25 protein-coding genes are annotated in these 22,767 nt (G+C 41.5%); 10 read left to right on the top strand and 15 right to left on the bottom strand.

Annotated features, from left to right (window positions below; all coding sequences use genetic code 11):
- Window positions 1-51 precede the first annotated feature (51 nt).
- Window positions 52-1,374: a DUF3570 domain-containing protein gene (locus ABIN91_RS14170; protein ID WP_348051837.1), complete on the top strand. Its 1,323-nt coding sequence runs from the start codon at window positions 52-54 to the stop codon at window positions 1,372-1,374.
- A 157-nt stretch (window positions 1,375-1,531) separates the two neighbouring features.
- Complete coding sequence (locus ABIN91_RS14165) at window positions 1,532-1,954, top strand: thioredoxin family protein (protein ID WP_348051835.1); 423 nt, start codon at window positions 1,532-1,534, stop codon at window positions 1,952-1,954.
- A 26-nt stretch (window positions 1,955-1,980) separates the two neighbouring features.
- On the opposite strand, the gene ABIN91_RS14160 is transcribed toward ABIN91_RS14165, so the two are convergent.
- Complete coding sequence (locus ABIN91_RS14160) at window positions 1,981-2,826, bottom strand: maleylpyruvate isomerase N-terminal domain-containing protein (RefSeq protein WP_348051833.1); 846 nt, start codon at window positions 2,824-2,826, stop codon at window positions 1,981-1,983.
- Window positions 2,827-2,894: 68 nt separating this feature from the next.
- On the opposite strand from ABIN91_RS14160, the gene ABIN91_RS14155 reads away from it, so the two are divergent.
- The gene (locus tag ABIN91_RS14155) at window positions 2,895-3,632 is read left to right on the top strand and encodes a trypsin-like serine protease (RefSeq protein WP_348051831.1); all 738 of its coding nucleotides are present in this window, start codon (window positions 2,895-2,897) and stop codon (window positions 3,630-3,632) included.
- Between the two features lie 47 nt (window positions 3,633-3,679).
- Here ABIN91_RS14155 and ABIN91_RS14150 read toward each other — a convergent pair whose 3' ends face one another.
- Together ABIN91_RS14150 and ABIN91_RS14145 are read right to left on the bottom strand one after the other, a co-directional pair.
- Window positions 3,680-3,883 (bottom strand): cold-shock protein, encoded by a 204-nt coding sequence (locus tag ABIN91_RS14150; RefSeq protein ID WP_348051829.1) that lies wholly within the window; start codon window positions 3,881-3,883, stop codon window positions 3,680-3,682.
- An 80-nt stretch (window positions 3,884-3,963) separates the two neighbouring features.
- A complete protein-coding gene (locus ABIN91_RS14145) occupies window positions 3,964-5,376 on the bottom strand; it encodes a hypothetical protein (RefSeq protein ID WP_348051827.1) in 1,413 nt (470 codons plus the stop codon).
- Window positions 5,377-5,856: 480 nt separating this feature from the next.
- Here ABIN91_RS14145 and ABIN91_RS14140 point away from each other — a divergent pair, with 480 nt between their 5' ends.
- The gene (locus ABIN91_RS14140) at window positions 5,857-6,321 is read left to right on the top strand and encodes a cold shock domain-containing protein (protein WP_348051825.1); all 465 of its coding nucleotides are present in this window, start codon (window positions 5,857-5,859) and stop codon (window positions 6,319-6,321) included.
- Window positions 6,322-6,348: 27 nt separating this feature from the next.
- Here ABIN91_RS14140 and ABIN91_RS14135 read toward each other — a convergent pair whose 3' ends face one another.
- Window positions 6,349-6,957, bottom strand: coding sequence for an alpha-ketoglutarate-dependent dioxygenase AlkB (locus tag ABIN91_RS14135; RefSeq protein WP_348051823.1), 609 nt, complete (start codon window positions 6,955-6,957; stop codon window positions 6,349-6,351).
- A 129-nt stretch (window positions 6,958-7,086) separates the two neighbouring features.
- Between ABIN91_RS14135 and ABIN91_RS14130 the strand changes: the two genes are divergently transcribed.
- The 3 genes from ABIN91_RS14130 to ABIN91_RS14120 all read left to right on the top strand — a co-directional run bounded on the left by ABIN91_RS14130 (window position 7,087) and on the right by ABIN91_RS14120 (window position 9,909).
- Window positions 7,087-7,905 carry an SDR family NAD(P)-dependent oxidoreductase gene (locus ABIN91_RS14130; RefSeq protein WP_348051821.1) on the top strand — a complete coding sequence of 273 codons (819 nt, stop codon included), beginning with the start codon at window positions 7,087-7,089 and terminating at the stop codon, window positions 7,903-7,905.
- Between the two features lie 70 nt (window positions 7,906-7,975).
- Window positions 7,976-8,872 carry an AraC family transcriptional regulator gene (locus tag ABIN91_RS14125; protein ID WP_348051819.1) on the top strand — a complete coding sequence of 299 codons (897 nt, stop codon included), beginning with the start codon at window positions 7,976-7,978 and terminating at the stop codon, window positions 8,870-8,872.
- 65 nt (window positions 8,873-8,937) lie between these two features.
- Window positions 8,938-9,909 carry an alpha/beta hydrolase gene (locus tag ABIN91_RS14120; RefSeq protein WP_348051817.1) on the top strand — a complete coding sequence of 324 codons (972 nt, stop codon included), beginning with the start codon at window positions 8,938-8,940 and terminating at the stop codon, window positions 9,907-9,909.
- Window positions 9,910-10,059: 150 nt separating this feature from the next.
- On the opposite strand, the gene ABIN91_RS14115 is transcribed toward ABIN91_RS14120, so the two are convergent.
- The 7 genes from ABIN91_RS14115 to ABIN91_RS14085 all read right to left on the bottom strand — a co-directional run bounded on the left by ABIN91_RS14115 (window position 10,060) and on the right by ABIN91_RS14085 (window position 17,140).
- Entirely contained in the window at window positions 10,060-10,389 is a 330-nt protein-coding gene (locus ABIN91_RS14115) for a hypothetical protein (protein WP_348051814.1), read from the bottom strand.
- A gap of 20 nt (window positions 10,390-10,409) precedes the next feature.
- Window positions 10,410-11,081 carry a hypothetical protein gene (locus ABIN91_RS14110; RefSeq protein ID WP_348051813.1) on the bottom strand — a complete coding sequence of 224 codons (672 nt, stop codon included), beginning with the start codon at window positions 11,079-11,081 and terminating at the stop codon, window positions 10,410-10,412.
- A gap of 202 nt (window positions 11,082-11,283) precedes the next feature.
- Window positions 11,284-12,396 (bottom strand): glycoside hydrolase family 88 protein, encoded by a 1,113-nt coding sequence (locus tag ABIN91_RS14105; protein ID WP_348051811.1) that lies wholly within the window; start codon window positions 12,394-12,396, stop codon window positions 11,284-11,286.
- A 113-nt stretch (window positions 12,397-12,509) separates the two neighbouring features.
- On the bottom strand, window positions 12,510-14,465 hold the full coding sequence (locus ABIN91_RS14100) for a DUF3857 domain-containing protein (RefSeq protein WP_348051810.1): 1,956 nt from the start codon (window positions 14,463-14,465) through the stop codon (window positions 12,510-12,512).
- A 366-nt stretch (window positions 14,466-14,831) separates the two neighbouring features.
- Window positions 14,832-15,416 carry a nucleotidyltransferase family protein gene (locus ABIN91_RS14095; protein ID WP_348051808.1) on the bottom strand — a complete coding sequence of 195 codons (585 nt, stop codon included), beginning with the start codon at window positions 15,414-15,416 and terminating at the stop codon, window positions 14,832-14,834.
- A complete protein-coding gene (locus ABIN91_RS14090) occupies window positions 15,413-16,540 on the bottom strand; it encodes an XdhC family protein (RefSeq protein WP_348051806.1) in 1,128 nt (375 codons plus the stop codon). Before ABIN91_RS14090 ends, ABIN91_RS14095 begins: the two co-directional genes overlap by 4 nt.
- Before the next feature lie 156 nt (window positions 16,541-16,696).
- Window positions 16,697-17,140, bottom strand: coding sequence for a hypothetical protein (locus tag ABIN91_RS14085; protein ID WP_348051804.1), 444 nt, complete (start codon window positions 17,138-17,140; stop codon window positions 16,697-16,699).
- Between the two features lie 449 nt (window positions 17,141-17,589).
- Between ABIN91_RS14085 and ABIN91_RS14080 the strand changes: the two genes are divergently transcribed.
- Window positions 17,590-18,204 carry a GNAT family protein gene (locus tag ABIN91_RS14080; protein WP_348051802.1) on the top strand — a complete coding sequence of 205 codons (615 nt, stop codon included), beginning with the start codon at window positions 17,590-17,592 and terminating at the stop codon, window positions 18,202-18,204.
- Between the two features lie 63 nt (window positions 18,205-18,267).
- Here ABIN91_RS14080 and ABIN91_RS14075 read toward each other — a convergent pair whose 3' ends face one another.
- From ABIN91_RS14075 to ABIN91_RS14065, 3 genes are all read right to left on the bottom strand, one after another.
- Window positions 18,268-18,591 carry a hypothetical protein gene (locus ABIN91_RS14075; RefSeq protein WP_348051801.1) on the bottom strand — a complete coding sequence of 108 codons (324 nt, stop codon included), beginning with the start codon at window positions 18,589-18,591 and terminating at the stop codon, window positions 18,268-18,270.
- Window positions 18,592-18,593: 2 nt separating this feature from the next.
- Window positions 18,594-18,728 (bottom strand): hypothetical protein, encoded by a 135-nt coding sequence (locus ABIN91_RS14070; protein WP_348051800.1) that lies wholly within the window; start codon window positions 18,726-18,728, stop codon window positions 18,594-18,596.
- A 233-nt stretch (window positions 18,729-18,961) separates the two neighbouring features.
- Complete coding sequence (locus tag ABIN91_RS14065) at window positions 18,962-19,300, bottom strand: helix-turn-helix domain-containing protein (RefSeq protein WP_348051799.1); 339 nt, start codon at window positions 19,298-19,300, stop codon at window positions 18,962-18,964.
- Between the two features lie 128 nt (window positions 19,301-19,428).
- On the opposite strand from ABIN91_RS14065, the gene ABIN91_RS14060 reads away from it, so the two are divergent.
- A complete protein-coding gene (locus ABIN91_RS14060) occupies window positions 19,429-20,031 on the top strand; it encodes an NAD(P)H-dependent oxidoreductase (RefSeq protein ID WP_348051798.1) in 603 nt (200 codons plus the stop codon).
- 123 nt (window positions 20,032-20,154) lie between these two features.
- On the opposite strand, the gene ABIN91_RS14055 is transcribed toward ABIN91_RS14060, so the two are convergent.
- Window positions 20,155-20,979: an MBL fold metallo-hydrolase gene (locus ABIN91_RS14055; RefSeq protein ID WP_348051797.1), complete on the bottom strand. Its 825-nt coding sequence runs from the start codon at window positions 20,977-20,979 to the stop codon at window positions 20,155-20,157.
- Between the two features lie 273 nt (window positions 20,980-21,252).
- Between ABIN91_RS14055 and ABIN91_RS14050 the strand changes: the two genes are divergently transcribed.
- The gene (locus ABIN91_RS14050; RefSeq protein ID WP_348051796.1) at window positions 21,253-21,912 is read left to right on the top strand and encodes a YceH family protein; all 660 of its coding nucleotides are present in this window, start codon (window positions 21,253-21,255) and stop codon (window positions 21,910-21,912) included.
- The last annotated feature ends 855 nt before the right edge of the window (window positions 21,913-22,767 follow it).

The following is a 22,767-nucleotide window of genomic DNA, read 5'->3' as shown; positions in this document are numbered from 1 at the left end:
GATGGAAGATGTATCAGGTAAGATGGGAGATGTAAAATTAGTTTTTGCTCTATGAAAAAAGTATATCTGTCTTTAATTGGTTTTGCATTCATTTGCAGGTTAAGCGGGCACGCTCAGGAGCGCAACACCACTAAAGATACCGCGATAATTATTAAACCAACTTTATACACGCCCGTAGTTACTGCCGATACGGGTTATAACCCACGGGCATTACGGGTTGACGAAATCAACCTGGTATCGAGCTATTATAACCAGGATGGTAACCACTCGCCGGTGACGGGTGGTATCGGTACCGAAAAGGTGACCGATATTGCGAATGGGATAGACCTTAAACTGGTTTGGAACGGCAATAACCAAAATAAAAACACGCTATCATTAGGTTTAGGCTATGATCATCATACCTCGGCTTCGGCAGCTTTTGTGAATAAGAGTGGTGCATCAGAAACTGGTGGCTCACGCATTTACCCATCGGTTGACTGGACCATTGAAAAAGCGCGTACAGGTAATAGTTTTGGTTTTGGCGCCTACTTATCAAGCGAGTACAATTATCAATCGCTTGGTGCCGATATGCACCTCTCGGTAAAAACTAAAGATAAAAATGGAGAGTTTGCAGTTAAACTGCAAGCATACCTTGATCAGGTAAAGCTGATCTATCCGTCAGAGTTTATCCCCGTTACAACAACGGTAGTAAATGGTACAACTGTTGTGACAACGGCCAGTGGCAGGGTTACAACCAGTGGCGGCGGCAGTACAAAAACCAAAGAGGCCAATGTGCCAAGTAGTCCGCGTAATACCTATACAGCATCGCTATCGTACTCGCAAATGATCAATTCGCGTTTGCAGGTAATGGTTCTGGCCGATGTAGTTGGCCAGGATGGGTATTTGAGTTTGCCTTTTCACCGGGTTTATTACAATACCGGGAAAGATACCATTGAGCATTTACCATCATCGCGCTTTAAGCTGCCGGTAGGGTTAAGGCTTAATTATTTTATGGGCGATAATTTGATCATCCGATCGTACTATCGCTATTACTTTGATGATTGGGGAACAAAATCCAATACGGCCAATTTAGAGCTGGCTTATAAAATATCTCCATTCTTTTCGATATCTCCATTTTACAGGTATTATACCCAAACAGCCGCGAAATATTTTGCACCATACGGCGTTCATACGGTTAAAGATGAATACTATACCAGCAACTATGCTTATGCCCAATTTGACAGCAGTTTTTTTGGTGCAGGTTTACGCATAGCGCCGCCTAAGGGTGTTTTAGGCTGGCAAAATTTGCACGATATGGAAATACGGTATGGCCATTACTCGCAAACTACAGCCTTGGCATCGGATGTGTTTTCGGTTAGTTTTAGTTTTAAGTAAGAGATGAAATAACAAATCCACCTTGTCATCGATAGAGCCTGCCGGCAGGCAGGGTACGAGAGAGGAATCTTCTGCGTGAGAACAATCAACAGCAGAGCAGGCAATTGCAGAAGATTTCTCCTATCGTCGAAATGACAACGTAATTAAATATCAACAAATGAAATTCCTCACTATATTTTTCCTCACACTTACTACCAGCCCAACCTGGCTGGGTAATTTTGAAGCTGCCAAAACCGAGGCATCGCAAAAGCATAAACTCATTATGATCAACTTTTCGGGGTCAGACTGGTGCGGGCCCTGTATCCGCCTCCGTAAAGAAATATTAGAAACAGCTACCTTTGAAACCTACGCCGCCGATCATCTGGTATTGGTACGGGCCGATTTTCCACGCCAAAAAAAGAATCAGTTACCCAAAGAGCAAACCCAACTGAATGAGGCTTTGGCCGATAGATATAACCCCGAGGGAAAATTTCCGTACACGCTATTGATTGACGAGAATGGCAAAGTTTTAAAAGCCTGGGACGGCTTCCCAAATAAAAGCCCTGAGCAGTTTGTGGCCGATGTAAGCGCTTATTTTTAATAAGGAATATTTATAGGCAGGCAGCATCAAGCCATCACGGCCACCATATTAAGCACTTGCGTAGCCAAAGCACTATCACCGCTAATCTCAACCTCATTGATAATATCAGCCGGGCGGATACTTTTGGAAAACAATTTCCAGGCAATTTGCGGCGGAATGCTTACTGTAGCAGCAAAGTTTTCATCATCAGAGCCATCGTACAGTTCCCATTCATTTTGTTGTTTGCGCAAATACCAGTTTCCGCCAACATCGCTGGTTATTACCACCCTAATATTTGTACCAACATTGGCAACTACTTTGCTAAAGGTGTGCGGTAAGCCTCTGAAAAAGGTATCAATAAAGGGATAATAAAACGCTTTGGTTATAATGCCTTCTTTACCCACCGCTTCCCTAATTTGTTGTTGATGGTGCCACCTCTCGGTGTATTCGCGGGCAATGTGCATCCAATTCAGGCTTTTATCTTCGCCGGCCCAGCTTACCGCGAAGACGGCTTCGTCATACAAATTGAGCGATTCGTAGTAAGCACAGCAGGCATCGCTGGTTAGTTTAAGCAACATGAGCATCACACCCGGGCTTATTCGTTTTGCCGCTTTTACCCAATCGGCATTCAAATCATTCAGCCAATCTACAAGGTCTTGATAAGAGTTTATGGCTGGCGGGGTTTCGCCAACATACCTGTCGCGCTGCAGCGATAACAGCCTGATGTTCCCATCTAACAAATGCGCTGCCACATCTTTCACCTTCCATTGTTTGGCAACGGTTTGTTTATCCCAATCCTGGGGTGTTAAGCTTTCTAACAGCGATAGCAAAGCTATATCTAATGGCTTAAATAAATGCTGAACTAAAATTGGCTGCGTGGTTGTGGTATTCATAAAGTTAAGCGGTAATACACTAAAATAATAACTTTATATAATTAGTTTAGTACATCAATTTTAATTTCATGAAAATCACTACAGTATTGCTGCTATTTATTGTTTCTATTACCGGATGCTCCGGGCAAGAAAAAGTATCCGCTAAAAAGTTTGACGAGATCGCCTTAACAAACAAGATAGACTTTATTGATCCTAAATTTGACCAGGCCAGGTTTAGCTGTGCTTTTTTGTTGGATTATAAGGGCCAAACCTATGCGGTAACGGCAAAACATTTATTAAAACTCATTAAAACAGAAGATATGAAAAGTGTATATCTTCAAAATAGTGTTAAGAGCTGGAGCATGTTTCCTTTGGATAAAAAGGGTGAGGTAGTTGTTGCCGATAAGCTATTAAACGAGAATAAAATTGAGCTGTTATCTGAAAAAGCCACGTTTGATAACGATTGGCTGGTATTTTCTATAAAACAAAACAATACCAAAATAAAGCCTTTACAGGTACGTACCACAGCATTAAAGCCCGGCGAAAAATTATATGTAATAGGATGGACCCGTAGAATGGAAGAAGGTGCGCAACGTGTGTACGAGTTTGAATATTATAAAACCGTAGGCAATCGTATTTTATTAAAAGAGATTATTGTACCTGAACAATTTGGAGGACTAAGCGGAGCGCCTTTGGTTGATGAACAGGGTTTAGTAGTAGGTTTGGTATCAAATGGAACCATTGACCCCGATACCAATAAAAAATATTTTTCGCCTTGTGGGATAAATGAGTTGGTATCGTTTTTAGATAGCTATAAACAGAATTAGCTCGCTTCGCCCTGTATTTTACAACAGGGCGAAGCAAGTTTTATTCATTAAGCGATTTTAAGATCGCCTGCTGATACTTTTCCTTTTTCGGATACTAATTCATAAGTTACTTTCTGGCCTTCGTCTAAACCGCGAATTCCGGCTTGTTGAAGTGCTGAGATGTGAACGAATACATCCGTTCCACCATCTTCGGGTTGAATAAAACCAAACCCTTTAGTTGTGTTAAACCATTTTACTGTTCCTGCTGGCATTTTTATTAAATTTCGGGCAAGATATAAATAATTAATAAACAATTATATTTTTTTGATTCTACTTAGTCGTATTAAAAAAATTAACTATCCAGTTTATGCGAAATGTTTTTGATGGCTTCGTCTAAATTCTCTGCAGCCTGTAACAGGTGGTTTTCGGCTTCTTTATAGTCCTTATCCTTGTTATCACTGTGGCGGATCATATCAACAATACCCAAAATGTTGGATAAATGCCTGCGTACCTCGTGCGAGTTGATAAAGGCCAGTTCTTCTTTTTTTGCAAAAAACAGCAACTTTTCGTAATATCTTTTTTGCGTAATGTTACGATAAAGCATACCCCCTGTGGCAATGGTTAATACAGATACAACTACGATAAAGATGAGCCACATGCGTTGCCTTTTGTACGCTTCTTCTTTTTGTATATAGGTGTTTTGCATTTCTTCGATATTCATTTGCGATGAGATGTTACCTACCTGCGTTAAACGGTTTATTTGCTCTACCGATTGTTGTAGCGCCATTTTAAAGTTATAGGCAGCTTGTTTGTCATCGTTTTTCTTTTCGGCAATATCTCCCAGCATCCCATAGAGGTGAAATTTAGTTTCGGGGTGGTTGTTTTGTGAAGACTTTGTTAATAAATGGTTGATGATATACCGGGCCGAATCGGGCATGTTTGCCTTATAATAGGCGTTGGCAAGATTTTGTTCGTCTGTATCATCAAATTTATATAAAGTATCTGTGCGTAAAGCCTTCATGGCTTTAATGGCTTTTGAATAATCGTTGTTTAGGATAGATAGGTAATAATTAGTGCGGTTTCTGAAAATATAGATCTTATAAGAGCCACATTGTGGATCATTAAGTAAGGCGTTATATTTTTTTAACGAATCAATTTTATTCATCCTAAAGTAATTCTCGGCCTTGTTGTAATAAATAATGTTGAGAAGCCTCGGATCGGTTACCTGGTTGGCGACTAATATTTCTTGCGCCTGGTTTAAGTAAAATATCGATTGGATGAAGAAACCGTTTTTGTAATAAATATCCGAAATGTTGATATCTACAATTACCTGCGAGTAGTAATCATTGATCAAAATAGCCTCTTTTTTGGCCCGTCTAAAACTCTGAACAGCATCAATAGTATTGCCGCCATCAGTTAGCGAGAATGCATAGTAATTAAAAAAGTAGTATAACAGGTAATGATCAGCATTTTTACTGGCCGCATTAATTGCCGCAAGCAAATTAGTGGTTGCCCCGCCCAAATTCAATAAGCGTTGTTGATATATACTTTCGGCAAAGTACCCAAACGCTACACGGTTTTCTACATTGTACTCTATAAGTAGTTTACTCAATAATACTTTATCGCTATACAGCAATTTTATGTTTGAGTGGCCAAAGTAGTCTTTTATAAATTTAGATAGTTTTTGTTCTCTTATTTTAGGATCGGTTTGTCTAAGGGCCTCTAAAAGTACGGGCGTTTTAATGCTTGGAACATTATTAGCCACACTTAAATGGAAGGATAAGCAAAAAAATAAAATAAATAAGTATCGGCTTTTTAACATGAAAACATATTTGGGCTAAAGCTACATTTTCATATTGTCAAAAACAAAACCCTAACGCGCTATTTACAAAGCACTAAGCTACTATAAATTAACAATTATTAAATTAAGTATGGAATGGTATAATTATACTTTATGTTTTATGGGCATAACATTTATTGCGGATACTGGAGTTGATTTTGTGCGTTTATGTTGGGCGATAAATTTTTTATATGCGGTTAATAATTGTAGCGTTTGAAATTTTATTGCGGGTGTAATTGTACAAAAAGATATATTCAGATTATATGTAGCTGATTTATGAAGAATACGGTACATTTGAACGTTTAAATAGGATAAGCTTATCTTATAAATTGTTGCTCTTTTATTAATTAAAAATAAAAGTTTAACTTTAGTACACTTTATCAAATATAATTCGTATACTTATTCATGGGTCGATCAGTAGAAACTTTCAGCAAAAAAGAACGGGAAAAAAAGAAGTCAAAAAAACAGCAGGATAAAAAGGAAAAGGCAGAAGACCGCAAGGCAAACTCTGGTAAAGGCAAGGGCCTTGAAGATATGATGGCCTATATTGATGATGATGGAAACATCACATCAACACCTCCGGATCCGTCAAAACGTAAAAAGATCGTTATTGACGATATTCAGATATCGGTGCCTAAACAAGAGGCTATGGCTCCGCCAGATCCGTTCCGCAAGGGTACAGTAACGTTTTTCAACGAATCAAAGGGTTTTGGTTTTATCCAGGATTCCGTTTCGCAGGAAAGTGTTTTTGTGCATATCAAGGCGCTTGAAGAACCTATTCAGGAAAACGACAAAGTATCCTTTGAAACCGAACAAGGTTTAAAGGGCCTAAGCGCTATCAAGGTTAAAAAAATAGTAAAAGAAAAATAAGCAAAGAGCTTCCGCTCATTGTTTCTGTTAAACTATCAGTCTGAATGTTAAGTTAACCCGGGGTTGCATTGCCCGGGTTGATTTGGCAATGCGGTGCTCCCAATATTCCTGTAAGCCAGCTTTCATGAGTAAAAAGGATCCGCTCTCTAACTTTACCGAATACTTTTCGGCATGGTTTTGCTTGTTGCGGATATCAAAGCCGCGCACCTGCCCAAAACTTACCGACGCCACCACCATCTTTTTATCGGCAACTGCGCCTTTATCACTGTGCCAGGCTACCGAATCATTTCCATCACGATAGTAATTTAGCAACACACTGTTAAACTGCATTCCAGCTAAAGGTTCAACTTTGGCCTTGATCATAAGCAATTCGTTGGTCCATGGGTTAGCATCAGTTATTTTTTCGGTAAGATAAGAGCCGGGGGCAACATCACCATACCACGCGGTTAGCCTTGGGCTAAGTACTTCCTTATCATAAATTTTAATACTCGTTTGTTTCCATGGCGTTTCGGCAATAAATTTCTGGAGCAGGCGATTGCTTTCGCTTTCGCTGAATAATCCCGGAAGGTAAATTAAATACTCTTCGGGCAAACCTTTGCTTTGTCCGGCATCGCCAAATAACGCCAATTGCTCCATACTTTAGAAACCGAATTATCAGGGCTAATGTTTTATAACGGTAAAATGTATCATTCTTTCCTACTTCCGTATAAATCGGTCTGGGCAGTGTCCGGTACCTTTGACATATCAAATTAAAAAAATAAAACAATGTCAAAAATAATTTTCATTACAGGAGCTTCACGCGGATTTGGTAAAATTTGGACTGAAGCATTTTTAAAACGTGGCGATAAAGTAGTTGCCACCGCACGCGACTTAAGCTCGCTTGCCGATCTGGTTAAACAATACGGCCCGGCTATATTGCCTATCCAATTAGATGTGAACGATCGCGCTGCAGATTTTGCCGCTATAGAAAAAGCAAAAGCACATTTCGGCAGTATTGATGTGCTGATCAATAACGCTGGTTTTGGCTTATTTGGAGCCGTTGAAGAAACCAGTGAAAAGCAGGCCCGCGAGCAAATGGAAACCAACTTTTTCGGTTTGTTATGGTTAACACAAGCCGCTATAGCGGTTATGCGTGAGCAGGGGCATGGCCACATTATCCAGGTATCAAGCGTGTTGGGTATTGTTACTTTACCAGTATTAGGTATATATAATGCATCTAAATTCGCGGTAGAAGGTTTGAGCGAAAGTCTTGCAGCCGAAGTGAAAGGTTTTGGTATCAACATCAGTTTGATAGAGCCTAATGGCTTCTCTACAGATTGGGCAGGTGCATCATCTTCACAAACCGAAAACTTACCTGCGTATGATAAGGTTAAGGCTGATTTTCAGGCTGGTTTAACGGAAGACTCATTCGGCAAGCCAGAAGCTACTACCGAAGCGGTGTTGAAACTGATTGATAGTGAAAACCCGCCATTACGTTTGTTTTTAGGTAAAGTAGCCGAGCCTTGGGTTAAACAAATGTACGCTGGCCGTTTAGCTGAGTGGGAAGCATGGAGCGATGTTGCTACAGCCGCTCACGGTCACTAATAAATATGTAATTCATTTGACGGATCTATGCTGTTTATCGGCGTAGATTCGTTTGTTATTTAAGCATCGTATGAAGCATTTTAAAAATCTTACGGATATGCACCGGTTTACCGGTTTTGCCCCGCCCGAAAACCCGCTTTTTAGTATTCATCACTGTAAAGACACGGTAGACTGCTCTATTGGCAATAGTGAGTTTACTGCGGATTTTTATATGATAGGGTTTAAAAAACTCAAATCGGGCGTGATTTTGTACGGCCGCACCAAATACGATCATGATAACGGCTCGCTGATGTTTGTTAAACCGCGGCAGGTTATTGAGTTTAAAAACCTGGAGTTTGAAGAGGATGGCTTTTTAATTTTTATTCACGAGGATTTTTTGAACGGCCACTTTTTGCATAACGAGATAGGGGAATACAACTATTTTGATTATGAGGCTAACGAGGCCCTGCATCTTTCGCCAAAGGAGGAGGAAATCATCTGGGACCTGTACCACAAAATAGAAACCGAATACAATAACACTACCGACGAGTACAGTCGCGATATCATCCTCACCCATATTGATTCGATATTAAAATACTCACAGCGTTTTTACAAGCGCCAGTTTATTAACCGTGCCGAGCTATCGGGCAAAACGGTATCTAAATTTAACGCGGCTTTGGGTGTGTATTTCAAAAATGGTTTGCTGCAAACCAAAGGCCTGCCATCGGTAAATGTAATGGCATCACAACTCAATTTATCGGCCCGTTATTTAAGCGATCTGCTGAAGCAGGAAACGGGTAAAACCGCCATCGAACTCATCCATATTTACCTGGTTAACGAAGCTAAAAACCGCCTTAAAGGCGAAGATCAAAGCATATCCGAAATTGCCTACGCCCTCGGTTTTGAAAATCTGCCTTATTTTTCGAGGTTGTTTAAAAAAGAGGTAGGACTGAGCCCTAATCAGTTTAAAAAGCAGTTGGCTAATTGATAGGATGGTTTAATGATGGTTGTATTTAAGCAGGTAAAATACATACCTTTACTTAAAAGATACCTATGCGTTTAATACTGCTGTTTTTGTGTATTACTACATCACTTGGTTCGGTTGCCCAACTAAGGCTTGCTTCGCGCGATACCTCGTTCAGTAATTACAGCGCTTATAAAAGCGCGCTGAAAAAGTATCCCAATATTACGTTGGCTAATCCGCCGGTGTCTAAAAATATCAGTTCAAAAAAGGATCTGGTTTATTGTACCGCTGATGGGATAGATCTGCACCTGGATGTTTTTTATCCATCGGTTAAAAGCAAACAACCTTACCCGGCAGTGTTGATGATCCACGGCGGTGGCTGGCGATCTGGCGACAGATCACAACATATCCCCATGGCACAACAGATAGCTGCTAAGGGCTACGTAACTATTACAGCACAATACCGCTTATCAACCCAGGCGCTTTACCCCGCTGCTGTTAATGATTTAAAAACCGCCATTAAGTGGATGAAGGCCAATGCAGCTTGGTACAATATCGATACCACAAAAATTGCTGTATGGGGGTTTTCGGCAGGAGGGCAGCTGGCTACCCTGATAGGGACAACGAATAACAGCAAGTTGTTTTTAGGCGACGGGCCTTACAGAACTTACTCCGACAAGGTGCAGGCTATTGTTGACGTGGATGGTACGCTGGCTTTTATCCACCCCGAAAGCAGCGAGGGCGACGATAGTAAACATACTTCGGCCGGAACTTACTGGTTTGGCTATACTAAAACAGAAAAACCTGAACTATGGAAACAAGCCGCGGCATTAAACCATGTGGATAAAAATACCCCGCCCACAGCCTTTATCAATAGCTCGGTTGACCGGATGCATGCCGGGCGTACTGACTATATTCAGAAGCTGGATTCACTGCATATTTATAGCGAAGTACATGCCCTGCCTGATACGCCGCACCCTTTTCTGCTGTTTAACCCCTGGTTTGAACCTACGTTGAATTATACGGTGGCGTTTTTGGATAAGATGTTTAAAGCGAAGTAAAAGACACAAAAAATGTCATCGATAGAGCCTGCCTGCCGACAGGCAGGGTACGAGAGAAGAATCTTTTTCGCATGCTTTGTTTACAGTATACTAAGCATGCGAAAAAGATCTCTCACTATCGTTTCGAGATGACAGATTTTAAATTTTGCTCTAATCCAAACTCTCCAAAATATCTTCAATCAAACTTCTTGAGTATACCTCATCATGCTCGTCCGGATCAAAAGGGCAAACGATGATCTCTTGCCAAGGGCTTTGCAGTGATAGGGGCAATAGTGTCTCTTCCAAAATAAACCAGCACTCTTTACCATCCCAGGTAAGGCGCAAGGCATCCTGATCGTTACTCCAGATAATGAAACAACTACCAAAAACCAGGTCGTCATGCTGAAAATGCACTACCTGATAGCCTTCGCTGCCAAAGCGTGTAGTAAGTTTATCAACCAGCTTTTGCCAGGTGTGCTTTACAATTTCTGGTGATTCCATAATGCTTTTAACAATGGTATTTACCTTCCTCTACCTGCAACTGCCGCAGTTATTAAACCATCTTTTACCATTCTATCATAAATGGCATCAACGTAGCCTTTTAAAAAGCTTTGCATGCTGGTTGGGTCGTAAGTTTTAGTTTGGGCGGCCCAAATCAGCTCTTCAGTTTTGGCGTTATATAAGTTGGTTTCTATGTAGTAAACTTTGGTTTGATCATAATACCCGGGCGAGTAGATCTGCGGGTACCAGTTGTTATAATAGCTCCAAAAGCGATTGTAGTAGCCATAGCGCAAGCCGGGGTTCCAATAGCCGCCAGATCCGGGTACGTAATGGCTTTCGGTTTCTTTACGCAAAATGGCGATGGTTAAAATACCATCGGCCCTGGTACCTTGTATCTTACTCAAAACCAGATCGCGCTGGCGGCCCATTTCTGTGCTGAAGGTTGGCGGAAAAACGTCTATACTTTTTTCAACCGTTAGGCCCTTTTGCTGCAACAGGCTTTGCAGGCCCGTTTCCAGGTTTTGCTTGGTACTGGTTTCTTTAGTTATTGCTGCAACAAATATATTATGGAAGCCATTAGCCGTAGCATTAGGCTTGCGCCATGAACTGCTTACCAGCGTTGGCGTGCTACATGCGCCCAGCATACTTGCCAGGGTAATACAGATAATTGATGTTTGAAATATATTTTTCATGATGCTCTTATCTAATAGTTAAAATAAGAACAATTATTGTTTAGTGATTGTTTTTAATTGTTTAGTGATAGAATGGATTTGGGATTTAGGATGTTCGATTTCGGTTTTTTTGATTAATGACTAATAAGAAAGGGCCTTGCAAATACAGGTCCTTTCTTATCACAAATGGTTCGGATCGGACATCCGACATTCGAATCAAAAATTACTTCTTACCAACATATTTGTACAACTGATTGCCGGTAAGCAAAAATGCACCTACGCCGTAAACCGCAGTACTTTGTGCATCAACACTTGCCGGGGAGGCGCCGATAGGTTGTACGTAGCCCAACATCCCGTCGGCTTGTACCGAGGATGATAGCGCCGTCCAGGCTTTTTGTGCTACCGGCCAGTAAGTTTTTTTGTTAAGGGTTCCGTTATTTAAACCCCAAAGTATGGCGTAAGCGAAAAAGCCTGTGCCGCTGGTTTCTTTAATCGGATAGCTTTCAGGGTCTAATAATGATGCATGCCAGCTGCCATCGGCTTGTTGCAGGGCGGCTATGCGGGCGGCCATATCTTTATAGAGGCTGATGAATTTTTTCCTGTCGGGATGGTTGGCGGGCATATTATCCAGCACGCGTACCAGGCCGGCAATTACCCAGCCATTGCCACGGCTCCAAAATACTTTTTGGCCGTTCTTTTCCTTTTTCTGTAAATAGCTTCCATCTCTAAAATAAAGGTGTTCGGCAGGGTCGTATAAATAGGCGGTAGTTCTCCACCACAATTCTGATGCTTTGTTTAAATACTTAGGGTTATGAGTAGCTGTGGATAGGTAAGCCATAGCCGTAGGGCCCATGTAGAGGGCATCGCACCAGGCCCACTCGCGCTGGTTAATCTTGTTTACCCACTCTAAACCTTCGGTATGCGGGGCGGCTACAATACTATCGGCCTGGGCGCGCCATTTGGCGATCATTTTAGGGTCGTGATAAACCATGTACAAGTTGGCAAAGGTTTGGCCAACGCAATAATCATCGGCAAACTCACGGCGCGAACCGGTGTTCCAATCCAGATCGTTACCTATGCCTACCAGATATTTAAGGTATTTATCGTTTTTGCTCAGTTTTCCCAAATCAAACAGGCCGGTATAGGCGGCGCCATTGGTCCAGTCCGATTTTTTGTATTTAAAACCTTTTTCGGTCCAATTGTTAAGCTGCCAATCGGCAACGCGCTCCATGGTTTTTAAAATGTTTTTTTGCTGAAACAGGGTGTCGGTTTGCGCCGAAGCGGCATAAGCTGCAAACAAGCACATCAGCGCAAGCGAAATTTTTTTGATATACATAGGTTGTTAATATTGGTTGTGGCTAAGTTAAGCGATAGTTTGAACTTATTGAAGCAGTGGAATATATCGCTTAATTATCGGCTCAAATGGCATCATAAAAGTGGATTAGTTACTTAGCCTTTTTTTAACACGATGGGTTCGTTCAGCATATCGAACATTTTTTTGTAGAACTCGTGCAGCGATTTGTATTCGGCCACGTTGTAAAGCGACCTGTTAATGCTGATAGTAAAATGTACCTGTAAAATGCCGTTAGCCTCGCCAATTACGCGTTTAAAAGTGATACTCTTGTCAGACATCGACATAACCAACGGTTTAGGCAAAGCATCAACCTTATACCCAGCCGGCAGGATATAATTGCCATGTATGTTATAGGCGCTGCAGCTACCAAAATCGATATCGCTGTTGCGCTTCTCGTTAACAAAAGGGTTATTGGTTACAGGTGTGAGCAAATTGGCAATAAAATAAATATAATTGCCATCGGTAGTGCCCAGGTCGGTTTCAAATTTAAACTTTTGGATGAGCGGTAAGCTATCGGCCTGGGTGTTTTCCATGGCGAGGTCCCAAATTTTGATATGGCCGCTGGCATCGCTCAATTCTTTGGTATAATTCTTTTCGCCAAGCCTATCATACAAATCGTGGTAATATGCGCGGTTATAGCTGTAGTTTGAAATATCGGCTGTACCGGTAATTACGCTGTTGGGCTTTATTTCGCCATTGATGATTACTACCTGGTTGGCCGGGCTTTCGTTTTTTAAATAGATAAGCTTGCTTTTATTGTTAAAATCTTTCGGCATGATCATTATACCGTAAGTATTCAAAAACTCGCGGGGCACCTCGTTATAAATATTGTATTTGCTTGATGCATCGAGTACATAGTATTTTGAGGTAGCCGTTGCCGGGATAAAAGCCAGCGTAGTATTGATATGCGCGTAATCGGCAAAGTCTGGATTGATAGAACCATTATTGCGTGTGCTGGCCGCCATAGGGTAAACATCAACCCCGGCCTTGTTAAGCAGGTGGTACAGTATCAGGTTGATCTCGGCCGAATTACCTGTTTTTTTCTTCCAGGCCTCTTTGGTGCCAACGTGGGTTTCCCAATCGCTGTATTTATCCCAGGTGATGCTGGTTTTCACCTCGTTAAACAAATAAGCTATTTTTTCATCAGTAGTGGGCAGAGCTTTCGCTTTTTTGATCAGTACATCCTCGTTAGGTAAACCTACGTTAAGCTGCATGCCAAAATCCTCGTCATACATCATCTCAAAAGTTATTTTTTTCCAGGTATCACTACCAATAACCTGTTCAAAACCGCTACGTAACGAGTGCAATTGCATATCAATACTTTGCAAATTAACGCTGCCCTCGGTAACAAACGGCTCAACCACATACGATGGAATGTTGGCCTTTGCCCACCAGCATTTATAACCAAACTTATCTAAAAAACCATTGGTTTTAACATTACTATCTAATACAAAAGGCTGGTAACCGTGCGATACTGCATTATATTGAGTTTTGCCCGATATATTGGCATACAACTCGCTGTATCGGGTAGGTGTGTATCCCTGAAAGTTCCACTTAGGGAAATTGCCTGCATAATCGGTTTTCCATTTATAGGTTAACTCGATAACAGAACCGGACCTTACCTGCGGATAGGCAAAAACCAGAGCCTTGTGGTACTTATCAATCACATCAGTATACATCGTTTTAGGGTCGAGCTTGGTTATTACAATCTTATCACCTTCCATGTTAATGGTTTGGGCCTGCACATCGTATATACTTTCATGGCCATCGCCAGCATAATAAACCAGCCGCTCGTTGGCGTTATTGCGCTTGCCAGCATCGTTAAATATTTTAATGCGTTTATGCCGGGTCATGTGAATATCTTCGAGTTCGGTGCTAACCTCGGCTTTATCAAAAAGCACCATAGCGCTGGCATTTTTTTCAAAATCACAATCTTTAAGGAGCAGGTCGGCGGTATCAACTACACCATAAGGCTGTGTGGTTTTATACTTTTGGGCATGTGTTAAGTTGGATGTAAAAAGTAGGAGGATTAGCAGTAGCAGTTTTTTCACTTAATAAAGTTTGGTTTGTGAAAATAGCAATTAGTAAGGGAAACGGGTAATGTAGCTGCAAATTATGTTAAACGCGGAACCCACCGCAACAATACCCATAAAAGGCTTGAAATGAAATTAGCCAGAGCTATAATTGTAACTTTATATTATTATTGGCGCTTATTCAGTCGCCATTGTTTTTCTGTTTTACTTCGGGCAGCGTTAAAATATTGGGGCTGATAAGCTACGTAATAACTGGTTTTGCCTTACCGCGCTATTTTGCCTTGTTATATACTAATGACCCTGAAGAAATGAGGCGTAATGGACAGGTCAAGCGAACACGATCACCACTTTGCTCGTAAGTTTGATGAACTGGTATATTGTTTATTACTGATCACCGACCAATCCCTGATAATCTTCCATCGTATCAATATCAATAGCACCCTGCTCAAAATTAACCGGCTCAATATCATCCCGGTAATCGGTTAATAGTTTTTTAGCGCCTTCGTCGCCGGTTAATTCAAGTAACGCCGCAAAATACTTTTTATTAAATAGTACAGGTACGCCCAGTGTATTATTGTAAGCGCTGGCAATAATGCCTTTGTTGCATTGGTTATACTTTTGCAGGATGTTTTGAATGAGTGCCGCACCTACAAAAGGCTGATCGCAAAGCATAATGACAGCGTTTTCTATACCTTCCGTTTTTTGTAATTCGGCTATGCCAAGGCGAATAGATGCCGACATGCCCTGCTGCCAACCGGGGTTATGGAGAATGGTGATCCGCGCTTTATCTGCCTGGGGCAAAATTGTTTCCATAATTGCGCCAAGCACAACAATTACAGGCTGGCAACCCGAATGTAAAGCCGCCGAAACCGCGTGCTGCAATAGCGTTTTACCCTGGTATACTAAATTTTGTTTGGGTTTGCCCAAGCGACTGGAATTGCCTGCGGCCAAAATAATAATGCCTGTCATTTTACTTCGGGCGTGTGTATAGCTAAAGCTTTTTGTTTAAGTGAATAACCCTTCCGGGCAGATAATACGGCTTTAATTTCGGCCACGATAGATAAAGCTATCTCTTCCGGGCTTTCTGACCCAATATCTAAACCAACAGGCCCGTAAACGTTTTGTAATTGTGCCGGTATAATGGTTTGGCCGCCATCTTCCAGTTCGCCCAGCATACGGTCGAGCTTCTTTTTGGGGCCAAGCATCCCAATATAACTTAATTGGAGGGGGAGTAATTGCTTAAGCAGGGCAATTTCGTAATTGTAATTATGCGTCATCAGTACAAAAGCGGTACGCTCGTCGGGTGTTATGTGCGCAAGCACCTGTTCGGGTTTAGCTATAACAACGCGGCCTGCTTCCGGGAAACGCTCTGCCTGTGCATAATTAGCGCGCCCGTCAACTATGGTAACTTCCCAACCCAAAATATTGGCCATTTTTGCGAGAGGGATGGCATCATTACCCGCGCCAACTATGATGATAGCGATAACGGGTTTCAAATATTCAATAAAGCCAATATACTCCGCATCGGTAAAATAGGTTTTGGTTACAGACTCGCCTACTTGTAACACTTGCAAGCCATCCCCGGTAAGGGTGGTTTTTAAACTTACATTGGTTAGTGGGCTGTAAACGGTATTATCTGCAACAAGTAAACAGGTTCCGGGTTGTGCGGCCTTTCGGTTTTGTAACGAGAACAGGGTTATTAGTACTGTATTTTGCCTTTTGCTTAACGCGATACTTAACAACTGGATCGGGTTAGCTTCATTATCGGGATGGATAGGCTCTATCAAAATATGGATAATGCCGTTGCAGCCTAAGCCAACGCCAAGTTTGGCATCATCATCGTCCATGGTATCGTAAGTAACCAGCATGGGTTGTTGCTGCGCCATTACCAAGCGGGCTTTGCGCAGTGCATCGCCTTCAAGGCAACCACCACTAATGGCGCCGGTAAGCTGTCCGTTTTCTGTAATTAACATGCGTGCGCCTGCCCGGCGGTAGGATGAGCCTTCAACCAAAACTACCGTAGCTAAAGCGGTTTTTATTCCCTGCTTTTGCGCCTGGTGATGTGCTTTTACAATGTCATGAATTTCTTTCATTGTTATAGGTTAGCAGGGCTTAAATTACAGTTTTATTTTGAAATAATATGATGGGTTAATCGTATTATTAAAAGCTGTATTAACATGTTTGTTCGCATAAAAAAGAGATTGCCTTTTTTAAAAGGCAATCTCTTTAAGAAAAACGGGTACGCTATATTAAGGCACAAAGGTGTATCCCGGAACAACGGTATAACCAGTTCCGGACAGTAAACTGTACGAGAAGGTGTACTTGCTATACGGACTGTAAATTGTTAACGATAGGGGTTTATCATCATAATAAAATTCACTTTCGGTGGCATTTATAGTTATGGGGTTTGAATTAGAGCCAGAAAAATAGTTGTAGCTATCCTGATAGGTATAATTAGTTTGAAAGCCTATGGTAATGGCGGTACTTAATGTGGCCGGAGTTGTACAGCTTGCATCGGTATAGGCGCGGATATACATATCATACACTTCTGATTCATCGTACGAGCTATCGTAATAATGCCAGGTATCCGGCTGAAGCTCTATCCGTACATATACCTGTGCCGATGCGAACATGCCGAGGGCACATAAAAGGATAATGGTAAAAAAGCTGATCAGTTTAAATTTGAGTTTCATAATTTCTGTTTTTAGTGGTTTGGTAATTGGTTTTGAACAAGTGCTTTACGCGGATAGGTCACCTGGTGAGTTGCCGCTGTTGTATGCTATTATGGCCCTGCTATTTTTTAGGTAGATGATATAGTTTTGGGATACAGAATTACCGTGCGACTGGCCGGGCCACAAATATCCTATAGAAAATAAAGCATTAATCAGGGAAGAATTGCGTTATGGAGAGAGATAGCTTTAATTGGTTAGCTGGAGCAATTGTACATACTTTTAAATAATAAATAATATGATCTGTATTAAATATTTACGCAATCGATGCCGGGAACGATTGCGGTTGACTACCTGGAATTTGACGGATAAAGTATTTTGAAACGGATGGGCATTTTGAAACGGGACTTGCAAAAATTTCATGGCTCATCGTTTAAAAACACTATTATTGCTAATCAGCTAAACACACAACAATGGCCTTTAACTTTGATACCACCGCGGATTATATTTTGGAAGATGAGCACGTATTATTGCGCCCGCTGCAAGCAGATGATTACGAACGCCTTTTACCTTATGCCATAAATGAGCCCGATACCTGGCAATTTTCGTTGGTGCAGGCGGCCGGCGAGGCGGGGATGAAAAAGTATATTGATGATGCTTTGGCGGCTAAGGCAACCGGTAAAGAATACCCTTTTATTGTGTTTGATAAGCTTACCAACACGTATGCAGGCAGTACCCGCTTTTACGATATTCAACCTGCGCAATTAAGCTTGCAATTGGGCTATACCTGGTATGGCGAAAAATTTAGGGGTACTAAACTTAATAAGCATTGCAAACTGCTATTGCTTGGTTTCGCGTTTGAGCAGATAAGAGCGGAGCGCGTTGAGTTTAGGGCCGATAACGCCAACCAGCGAAGCATAGCCGCTATGAAGAGCATTGGCTGCACCGTAGAAGGTGTTTTACGAAATCATGGCCAAAAAGCTGATGGCACCCGTCGCGATTCTATTATCCTGAGTATTTTGAGGGATGAATGGTTTGGCGGGGTAAAAGAAAAGCTAAAAGGCAAACTGGTTAGTAACACCAAATAATGAGTATCTAAATTACTTCAATATTCATTATTTGGTGTTTGATATTTAACTTATCATATTGCCCTATCTCCGTAGCTTTTTGGCGCTAAAAGCCATTAAATATTTAATGTGATTAACGCGGATGCTATCGTTAGTGTAAGCTTCTTCGGTCTCTGTTTTTGGTAAATTCAGTGTGTCTTTTACCTGGGTAAACGTTTCCAGCAGAATAGCAGGTGCAATTTTAACCGCTATGGTGTGAATGTGCTTATTCACTATCGCTGTTTTCTCCTCTTCGGTAACCAGGCTAATTTCCCAGGTATCATCGGCTTTAAAGCCGTTTTCGCGGGCCATGTTGTGTAAATCGTACAAATACATTTTAGCCTGGTAATCCGCAGTTCTGTGCGCCATATTTATTTCTTAGTTTTAGAGTTCAAGTCTGATGATACCGATTTTTTGCTCGATTGATAATCCGAAGTTGATTTTTTACCTTCTGTAGGTGTAGCGGGAGCCTTTTTTGCTTCCTTTTTGCCTTTGTCTTTGCTCATGGTTCGTGTTTTTATTCTTTATCCGGTTAGCCGGATAAAAAGGTAAATGTTGTTTAAATGTAATACAGAGAGGGCCTAAGGTCTCTATTGGCTAAATCATGTTACCGGAGTGTTTGGTAGATTATCCACTAAAGGTAACATTATATTGATAAGGGTATATTATTTAAACCTTTTATTGTGAGATTTATTTTAGGCGAGAAAGAATATTTAAGGTTGAACATCCGGAATCTGCACTATCGCTCGTTCTTCAACTTATCGCGATGCATTGCTCCCCATTCTGCCAAAGCCGACAAAACATTGCCCAATGTATCAGCATAAGGGGTAAGTTGGTACTCAACCACAACCGGAGTTTGGTTATGCACTACACGTTTTACAAAGCCATTCAATTCCAATTCCTTTAACTCACCTGATAGTACTTTGGCGGATATGCCATCAGTAGCACGTTGGATCTCGTTAAAACGTACATTCCCTTCGCGCAAAGCTACTATAACGGGTAGCTTCCATTTGCCCCCTATTACGTATAGCGAATCACTTATTGAGTCTAGTGCCTGGCTACAAGCTTTTTTATTCATGGGGGCTTCTGTATTTATACTGTATTGATAATCAAAAAACTAACTTAAAGGTTACTACTAACCTTTTGTATACTACTAACTTTTTGTAATCAAAGGTACATAGTTTTGTCGCAACAAATAAAAAACAAATGAAAAAGATATTGCATATTATTTCGAGTCCGCGCAAAGGGCAATCATTCAGCATTAAATTGGGTAATGCTATTGTAGATAAGATCCAGGCTAAATATCCAGGTAGCATGTTAACTGAAGTTAACCTGATTGACAAGCAATTCCCCCATTTAGAGGAAGTGCATCTGCAATCCTTTTTTACCCCGGCAGAGAGCCGCAGCCCGGAGCTGATAGAAGCTGTAAAGCATTCTGATGAAGCTATTCAGCAAATTAAAGATGCCGATATTATTGTGATAGGGGCCGGGATGTATAACTTCAGTATACACTCATCGCTAAAGGCATGGATAGATCATATTGTGAGGAAAGACATCACTTTTTATCACGATGAAACCGGATTCCACGGACTAATTAAAGGCAAAAAAGTGTACATCGCCCTGTCTTCGGGAGGTGTTTATACTGAAGGACCAATGCAGGCTATGGATTTTAGAACGCCCTATTTGAAAGCATTGTTAAGCACGTTGGGTATGAGCGATATTACCCAGTTCGCGATAGAAGGAACCAATATACCCGGCATACAGGATACCGCCGTTGAAAAAGGTTTGAATAGTATTGTGATTGACTAAAGAGGAATAATGAATATCGAATTTTGAACACCGAAGTATATAATATCAATCAATCATTATTAAAATTGATATTCAGTATGCTAAAACTTCATTATTCGAAATTCGGCGTTCAATATTCGATATTCAAAAAAGGCTAAACTGCCCAACTTCGCGCTCAAAAGCAGGTTGGGTGGTTTGTATGTGATTGCTGATTTGATAAACCTCACTCTCCACAAACCGGGATGCCACTACTACATGCGTACCGTTGGCATGCGTGTTAAACAGGTTATGCACCAGGTCGACATCATTATTATCTTTTGATAAATGGGCCAAAAGCAAATGGCTCATATATGCCGGTTTGTGTGTGCAAAAGATCTCTAAAGCCTGCGCGTTTGATAGGTGACCATGTCCACCACGGATACGGCGCTTTAAATGATAAGGATAACGGCCTTGCTCCAGCATGGTATCGTCATAATTAGCTTCTAAAAAAGCGGCATGGCATTTGGCAAAATGTTGAATTACATGGTTGCAGGGTGCGCCTATATCTGTAAATACACCAATATTGATATCGTTATAACTGATAATAAAGCTATGCGGATCGGCAGCATCATGAAACTTGGGGAAGGCGGTAATTGCGAGGTTGCCAATTTGCTCAGCTTCATAACCCCTAAAGTGCATAATTAAATGCTCATCAACCTTTAAGCCGCAACTGATCATTGTTTTTGGGGTTACATAAACCTTTAGCTGGTATTTTTTAGCCAGCACCGCTACACCATTAATGTGATCAGAATGTTCGTGCGAGATAAATATGGCCCTTACCTTATACATGCTCAGACCCAGGCGCAGCATACGTTTTTCGGTTTCTTTACAGGATATTCCCGCGTCGATCAATACAGCATCGTGCTCGTTGCCAATGTAATAGCAATTGCCGTTACTCCCCGAATTTAATGATGCGATAAACAATGACATGTAATACAAAGTAACCCAATTTTGCGAAGAAGTTTAGTATATGTTAAAAAATTTAAGTGGGGCCGGATTACTAATTTCCCTCGCACGGGAGGGGAGCGGCTGGCGGTGTATTAGCAGGGAGGGGTTTCTGCAAAAAGGCATCTTCAATAAACCCCTCCCTACACCCTCCCGTTGGGAGGGAATCGCACAGAGCCTCCGCTTTTGTTAATGTTATTATCAGAAATCCGAAATCCCAATTCCCCAAATCCGAAATAAAAAACACATCTTTAACCCATGGATACCGCCCAAACTTTGCCTGTACTGGAAGCTACCGAGCTTCGTGTTTTAGGTGTGCTGATGGAAAAAGCCCGCACCACGCCCGATTATTATCCCATGACCATCAATAGCTTAACCGCCGCCTGCAACCAAAAAACATCGCGCAAGCCGGTGGTTAATTACGATGATGAAACTGTGGTACAAGCCCTGGATAAGTTAAAACGCCGCGGCTTGGTATCAACAGCTACGGGAGGCTCGAGCCGTGCTATTAAATATAAACATAATTTCGCTATTGTTTTCCCGGTGGTGCCTGCTGAGGTTGCCGTAATATGCCTGCTAATGCTGCGCGGGGCACAAACCCCCGGCGAGATCAATACCAACAGCGGCCGCCTGTACGAGTTTGAAACGCTTGAAGAGGTGCAGAATGTGCTGGAAAAACTGGCCAGTTCCGAACCTGCTTATGTGGTGCAGTTACCACGCCGCCCCGGACAAAAGGAAGTGCGTTTTGCTCATTTGTTATCGGGCACGCCTGATGTTAATGATGATGAGAGCAATGACGATGCTCCGTCCCGCGGCAACGGTAACAGTGAATTAGAAGCGCGTGTTGTTACACTTGAAACTGAACTGGCCGAATTAAAGGAGATTGTTGCGGGGTTGATGCGGGAGTTGGGGGTGTAGGGATGGTGACTTTTTATGGTACTGTTTTTTATGGGATAATGAAGATGTCTAAAAGAGGTAAAGACTATGGTTATAGACTTTTCTTTTTTTTATTATTTCAAAATTTTGTTTCGCTATCTCTCTTAATGAATAAGATGTTTATAAACAATCATCTTCACTATTACATCGAGCCATATTTCCCCTTTGTAATTGGGTTTTTGATTGCTTGTTTAATTACTTTTATTTTTTATAAGCGATATGATAAAATAATGGAGCAACAGAAGTATAAGAGCAAAAGTGATTTAACTTTCGTACTTGTATCGTATTTGGTTTTTTCTTTTCTTCTGTTTATTGCTGCTGCTATAATAAGCAAATAGCAATTTGTTTTGCGTCCGGTTCTGTTGCATTATTTCTCTCGTAAGCGTGGACGCTTACAACTGCTTGTGTTCAGGCGTGGACGCCTGAACGGGCGGGGGCCTTTTTGTGGTGGTGTTATTTGAGTTTGTTTGTCGCGTGGTGAAGGGCCTTTGCGCTCCGCGCTTCGAGTGCCTCAGCATGACACCCCCTGCGCGCTTTTTTGTGGTGGTGTTATTTTGATTTGTTAGATTGTTTTAGTTATTAACTAATTGATTATTAGTAATTTAAATAATTTTAATTTTTAGAAATCAAATCAGATTATGTACCTTTGTATGTCTTGATGTTACGTCTGTAATGTCTGAATTGGTCCCACCTAAAAATTAAAAACCTGATGAATAATTCTGAAAATTTAACTTTCCAACAACAACGTTTTTGTGATGAGTATTTGGTGAGCTTTAATGCTTACCGCGCGGCCCTTTGTGCCGGTTATAGTGAAACTACGGCTAAGAAAGCGGAGCT

Source organism: Mucilaginibacter sp. (assembly GCF_039921305.1).
In the GTDB taxonomy this organism is placed as follows: domain Bacteria; phylum Bacteroidota; class Bacteroidia; order Sphingobacteriales; family Sphingobacteriaceae; genus Mucilaginibacter.
Note: the sequence above shows the minus strand (reverse complement) of the source record. Positions and strands in the feature narration are given on the sequence as shown.

Excerpts from the sequence above, each read along its gene's own strand:
- ABIN91_RS14170 (WP_348051837.1), top strand. The coding sequence starts at position 52 with ATGAAAAAAGTATATCTGTCTTTAATTGGTTTTGCATTCATTTGCAGG.
- ABIN91_RS14165 (WP_348051835.1), top strand. The coding sequence starts at position 1,532 with ATGAAATTCCTCACTATATTTTTCCTCACACTTACTACCAGCCCAACC.
- ABIN91_RS14160 (WP_348051833.1), bottom strand. The coding sequence starts at position 2,826 with ATGAATACCACAACCACGCAGCCAATTTTAGTTCAGCATTTATTTAAG.
- ABIN91_RS14155 (WP_348051831.1), top strand. The coding sequence starts at position 2,895 with ATGAAAATCACTACAGTATTGCTGCTATTTATTGTTTCTATTACCGGA.
- ABIN91_RS14150 (WP_348051829.1), bottom strand. The coding sequence starts at position 3,883 with ATGCCAGCAGGAACAGTAAAATGGTTTAACACAACTAAAGGGTTTGGT.
- ABIN91_RS14140 (WP_348051825.1), top strand. The coding sequence starts at position 5,857 with ATGGGTCGATCAGTAGAAACTTTCAGCAAAAAAGAACGGGAAAAAAAG.
- ABIN91_RS14135 (WP_348051823.1), bottom strand. The coding sequence starts at position 6,957 with ATGGAGCAATTGGCGTTATTTGGCGATGCCGGACAAAGCAAAGGTTTG.
- ABIN91_RS14130 (WP_348051821.1), top strand. The coding sequence starts at position 7,087 with ATGTCAAAAATAATTTTCATTACAGGAGCTTCACGCGGATTTGGTAAA.
- ABIN91_RS14125 (WP_348051819.1), top strand. The coding sequence starts at position 7,976 with ATGAAGCATTTTAAAAATCTTACGGATATGCACCGGTTTACCGGTTTT.
- ABIN91_RS14120 (WP_348051817.1), top strand. The coding sequence starts at position 8,938 with ATGCGTTTAATACTGCTGTTTTTGTGTATTACTACATCACTTGGTTCG.
- ABIN91_RS14115 (WP_348051814.1), bottom strand. The coding sequence starts at position 10,389 with ATGGAATCACCAGAAATTGTAAAGCACACCTGGCAAAAGCTGGTTGAT.
- ABIN91_RS14110 (WP_348051813.1), bottom strand. The coding sequence starts at position 11,081 with ATGAAAAATATATTTCAAACATCAATTATCTGTATTACCCTGGCAAGT.
- ABIN91_RS14105 (WP_348051811.1), bottom strand. The coding sequence starts at position 12,396 with ATGTATATCAAAAAAATTTCGCTTGCGCTGATGTGCTTGTTTGCAGCT.
- ABIN91_RS14095 (WP_348051808.1), bottom strand. The coding sequence starts at position 15,416 with ATGACAGGCATTATTATTTTGGCCGCAGGCAATTCCAGTCGCTTGGGC.
- ABIN91_RS14090 (WP_348051806.1), bottom strand. The coding sequence starts at position 16,540 with ATGAAAGAAATTCATGACATTGTAAAAGCACATCACCAGGCGCAAAAG.
- ABIN91_RS14085 (WP_348051804.1), bottom strand. The coding sequence starts at position 17,140 with ATGAAACTCAAATTTAAACTGATCAGCTTTTTTACCATTATCCTTTTA.
- ABIN91_RS14080 (WP_348051802.1), top strand. The coding sequence starts at position 17,590 with ATGGCCTTTAACTTTGATACCACCGCGGATTATATTTTGGAAGATGAG.
- ABIN91_RS14075 (WP_348051801.1), bottom strand. The coding sequence starts at position 18,591 with ATGGCGCACAGAACTGCGGATTACCAGGCTAAAATGTATTTGTACGAT.
- ABIN91_RS14070 (WP_348051800.1), bottom strand. The coding sequence starts at position 18,728 with ATGAGCAAAGACAAAGGCAAAAAGGAAGCAAAAAAGGCTCCCGCTACA.
- ABIN91_RS14065 (WP_348051799.1), bottom strand. The coding sequence starts at position 19,300 with ATGAATAAAAAAGCTTGTAGCCAGGCACTAGACTCAATAAGTGATTCG.
- ABIN91_RS14060 (WP_348051798.1), top strand. The coding sequence starts at position 19,429 with ATGAAAAAGATATTGCATATTATTTCGAGTCCGCGCAAAGGGCAATCA.
- ABIN91_RS14055 (WP_348051797.1), bottom strand. The coding sequence starts at position 20,979 with ATGTCATTGTTTATCGCATCATTAAATTCGGGGAGTAACGGCAATTGC.
- ABIN91_RS14050 (WP_348051796.1), top strand. The coding sequence starts at position 21,253 with ATGGATACCGCCCAAACTTTGCCTGTACTGGAAGCTACCGAGCTTCGT.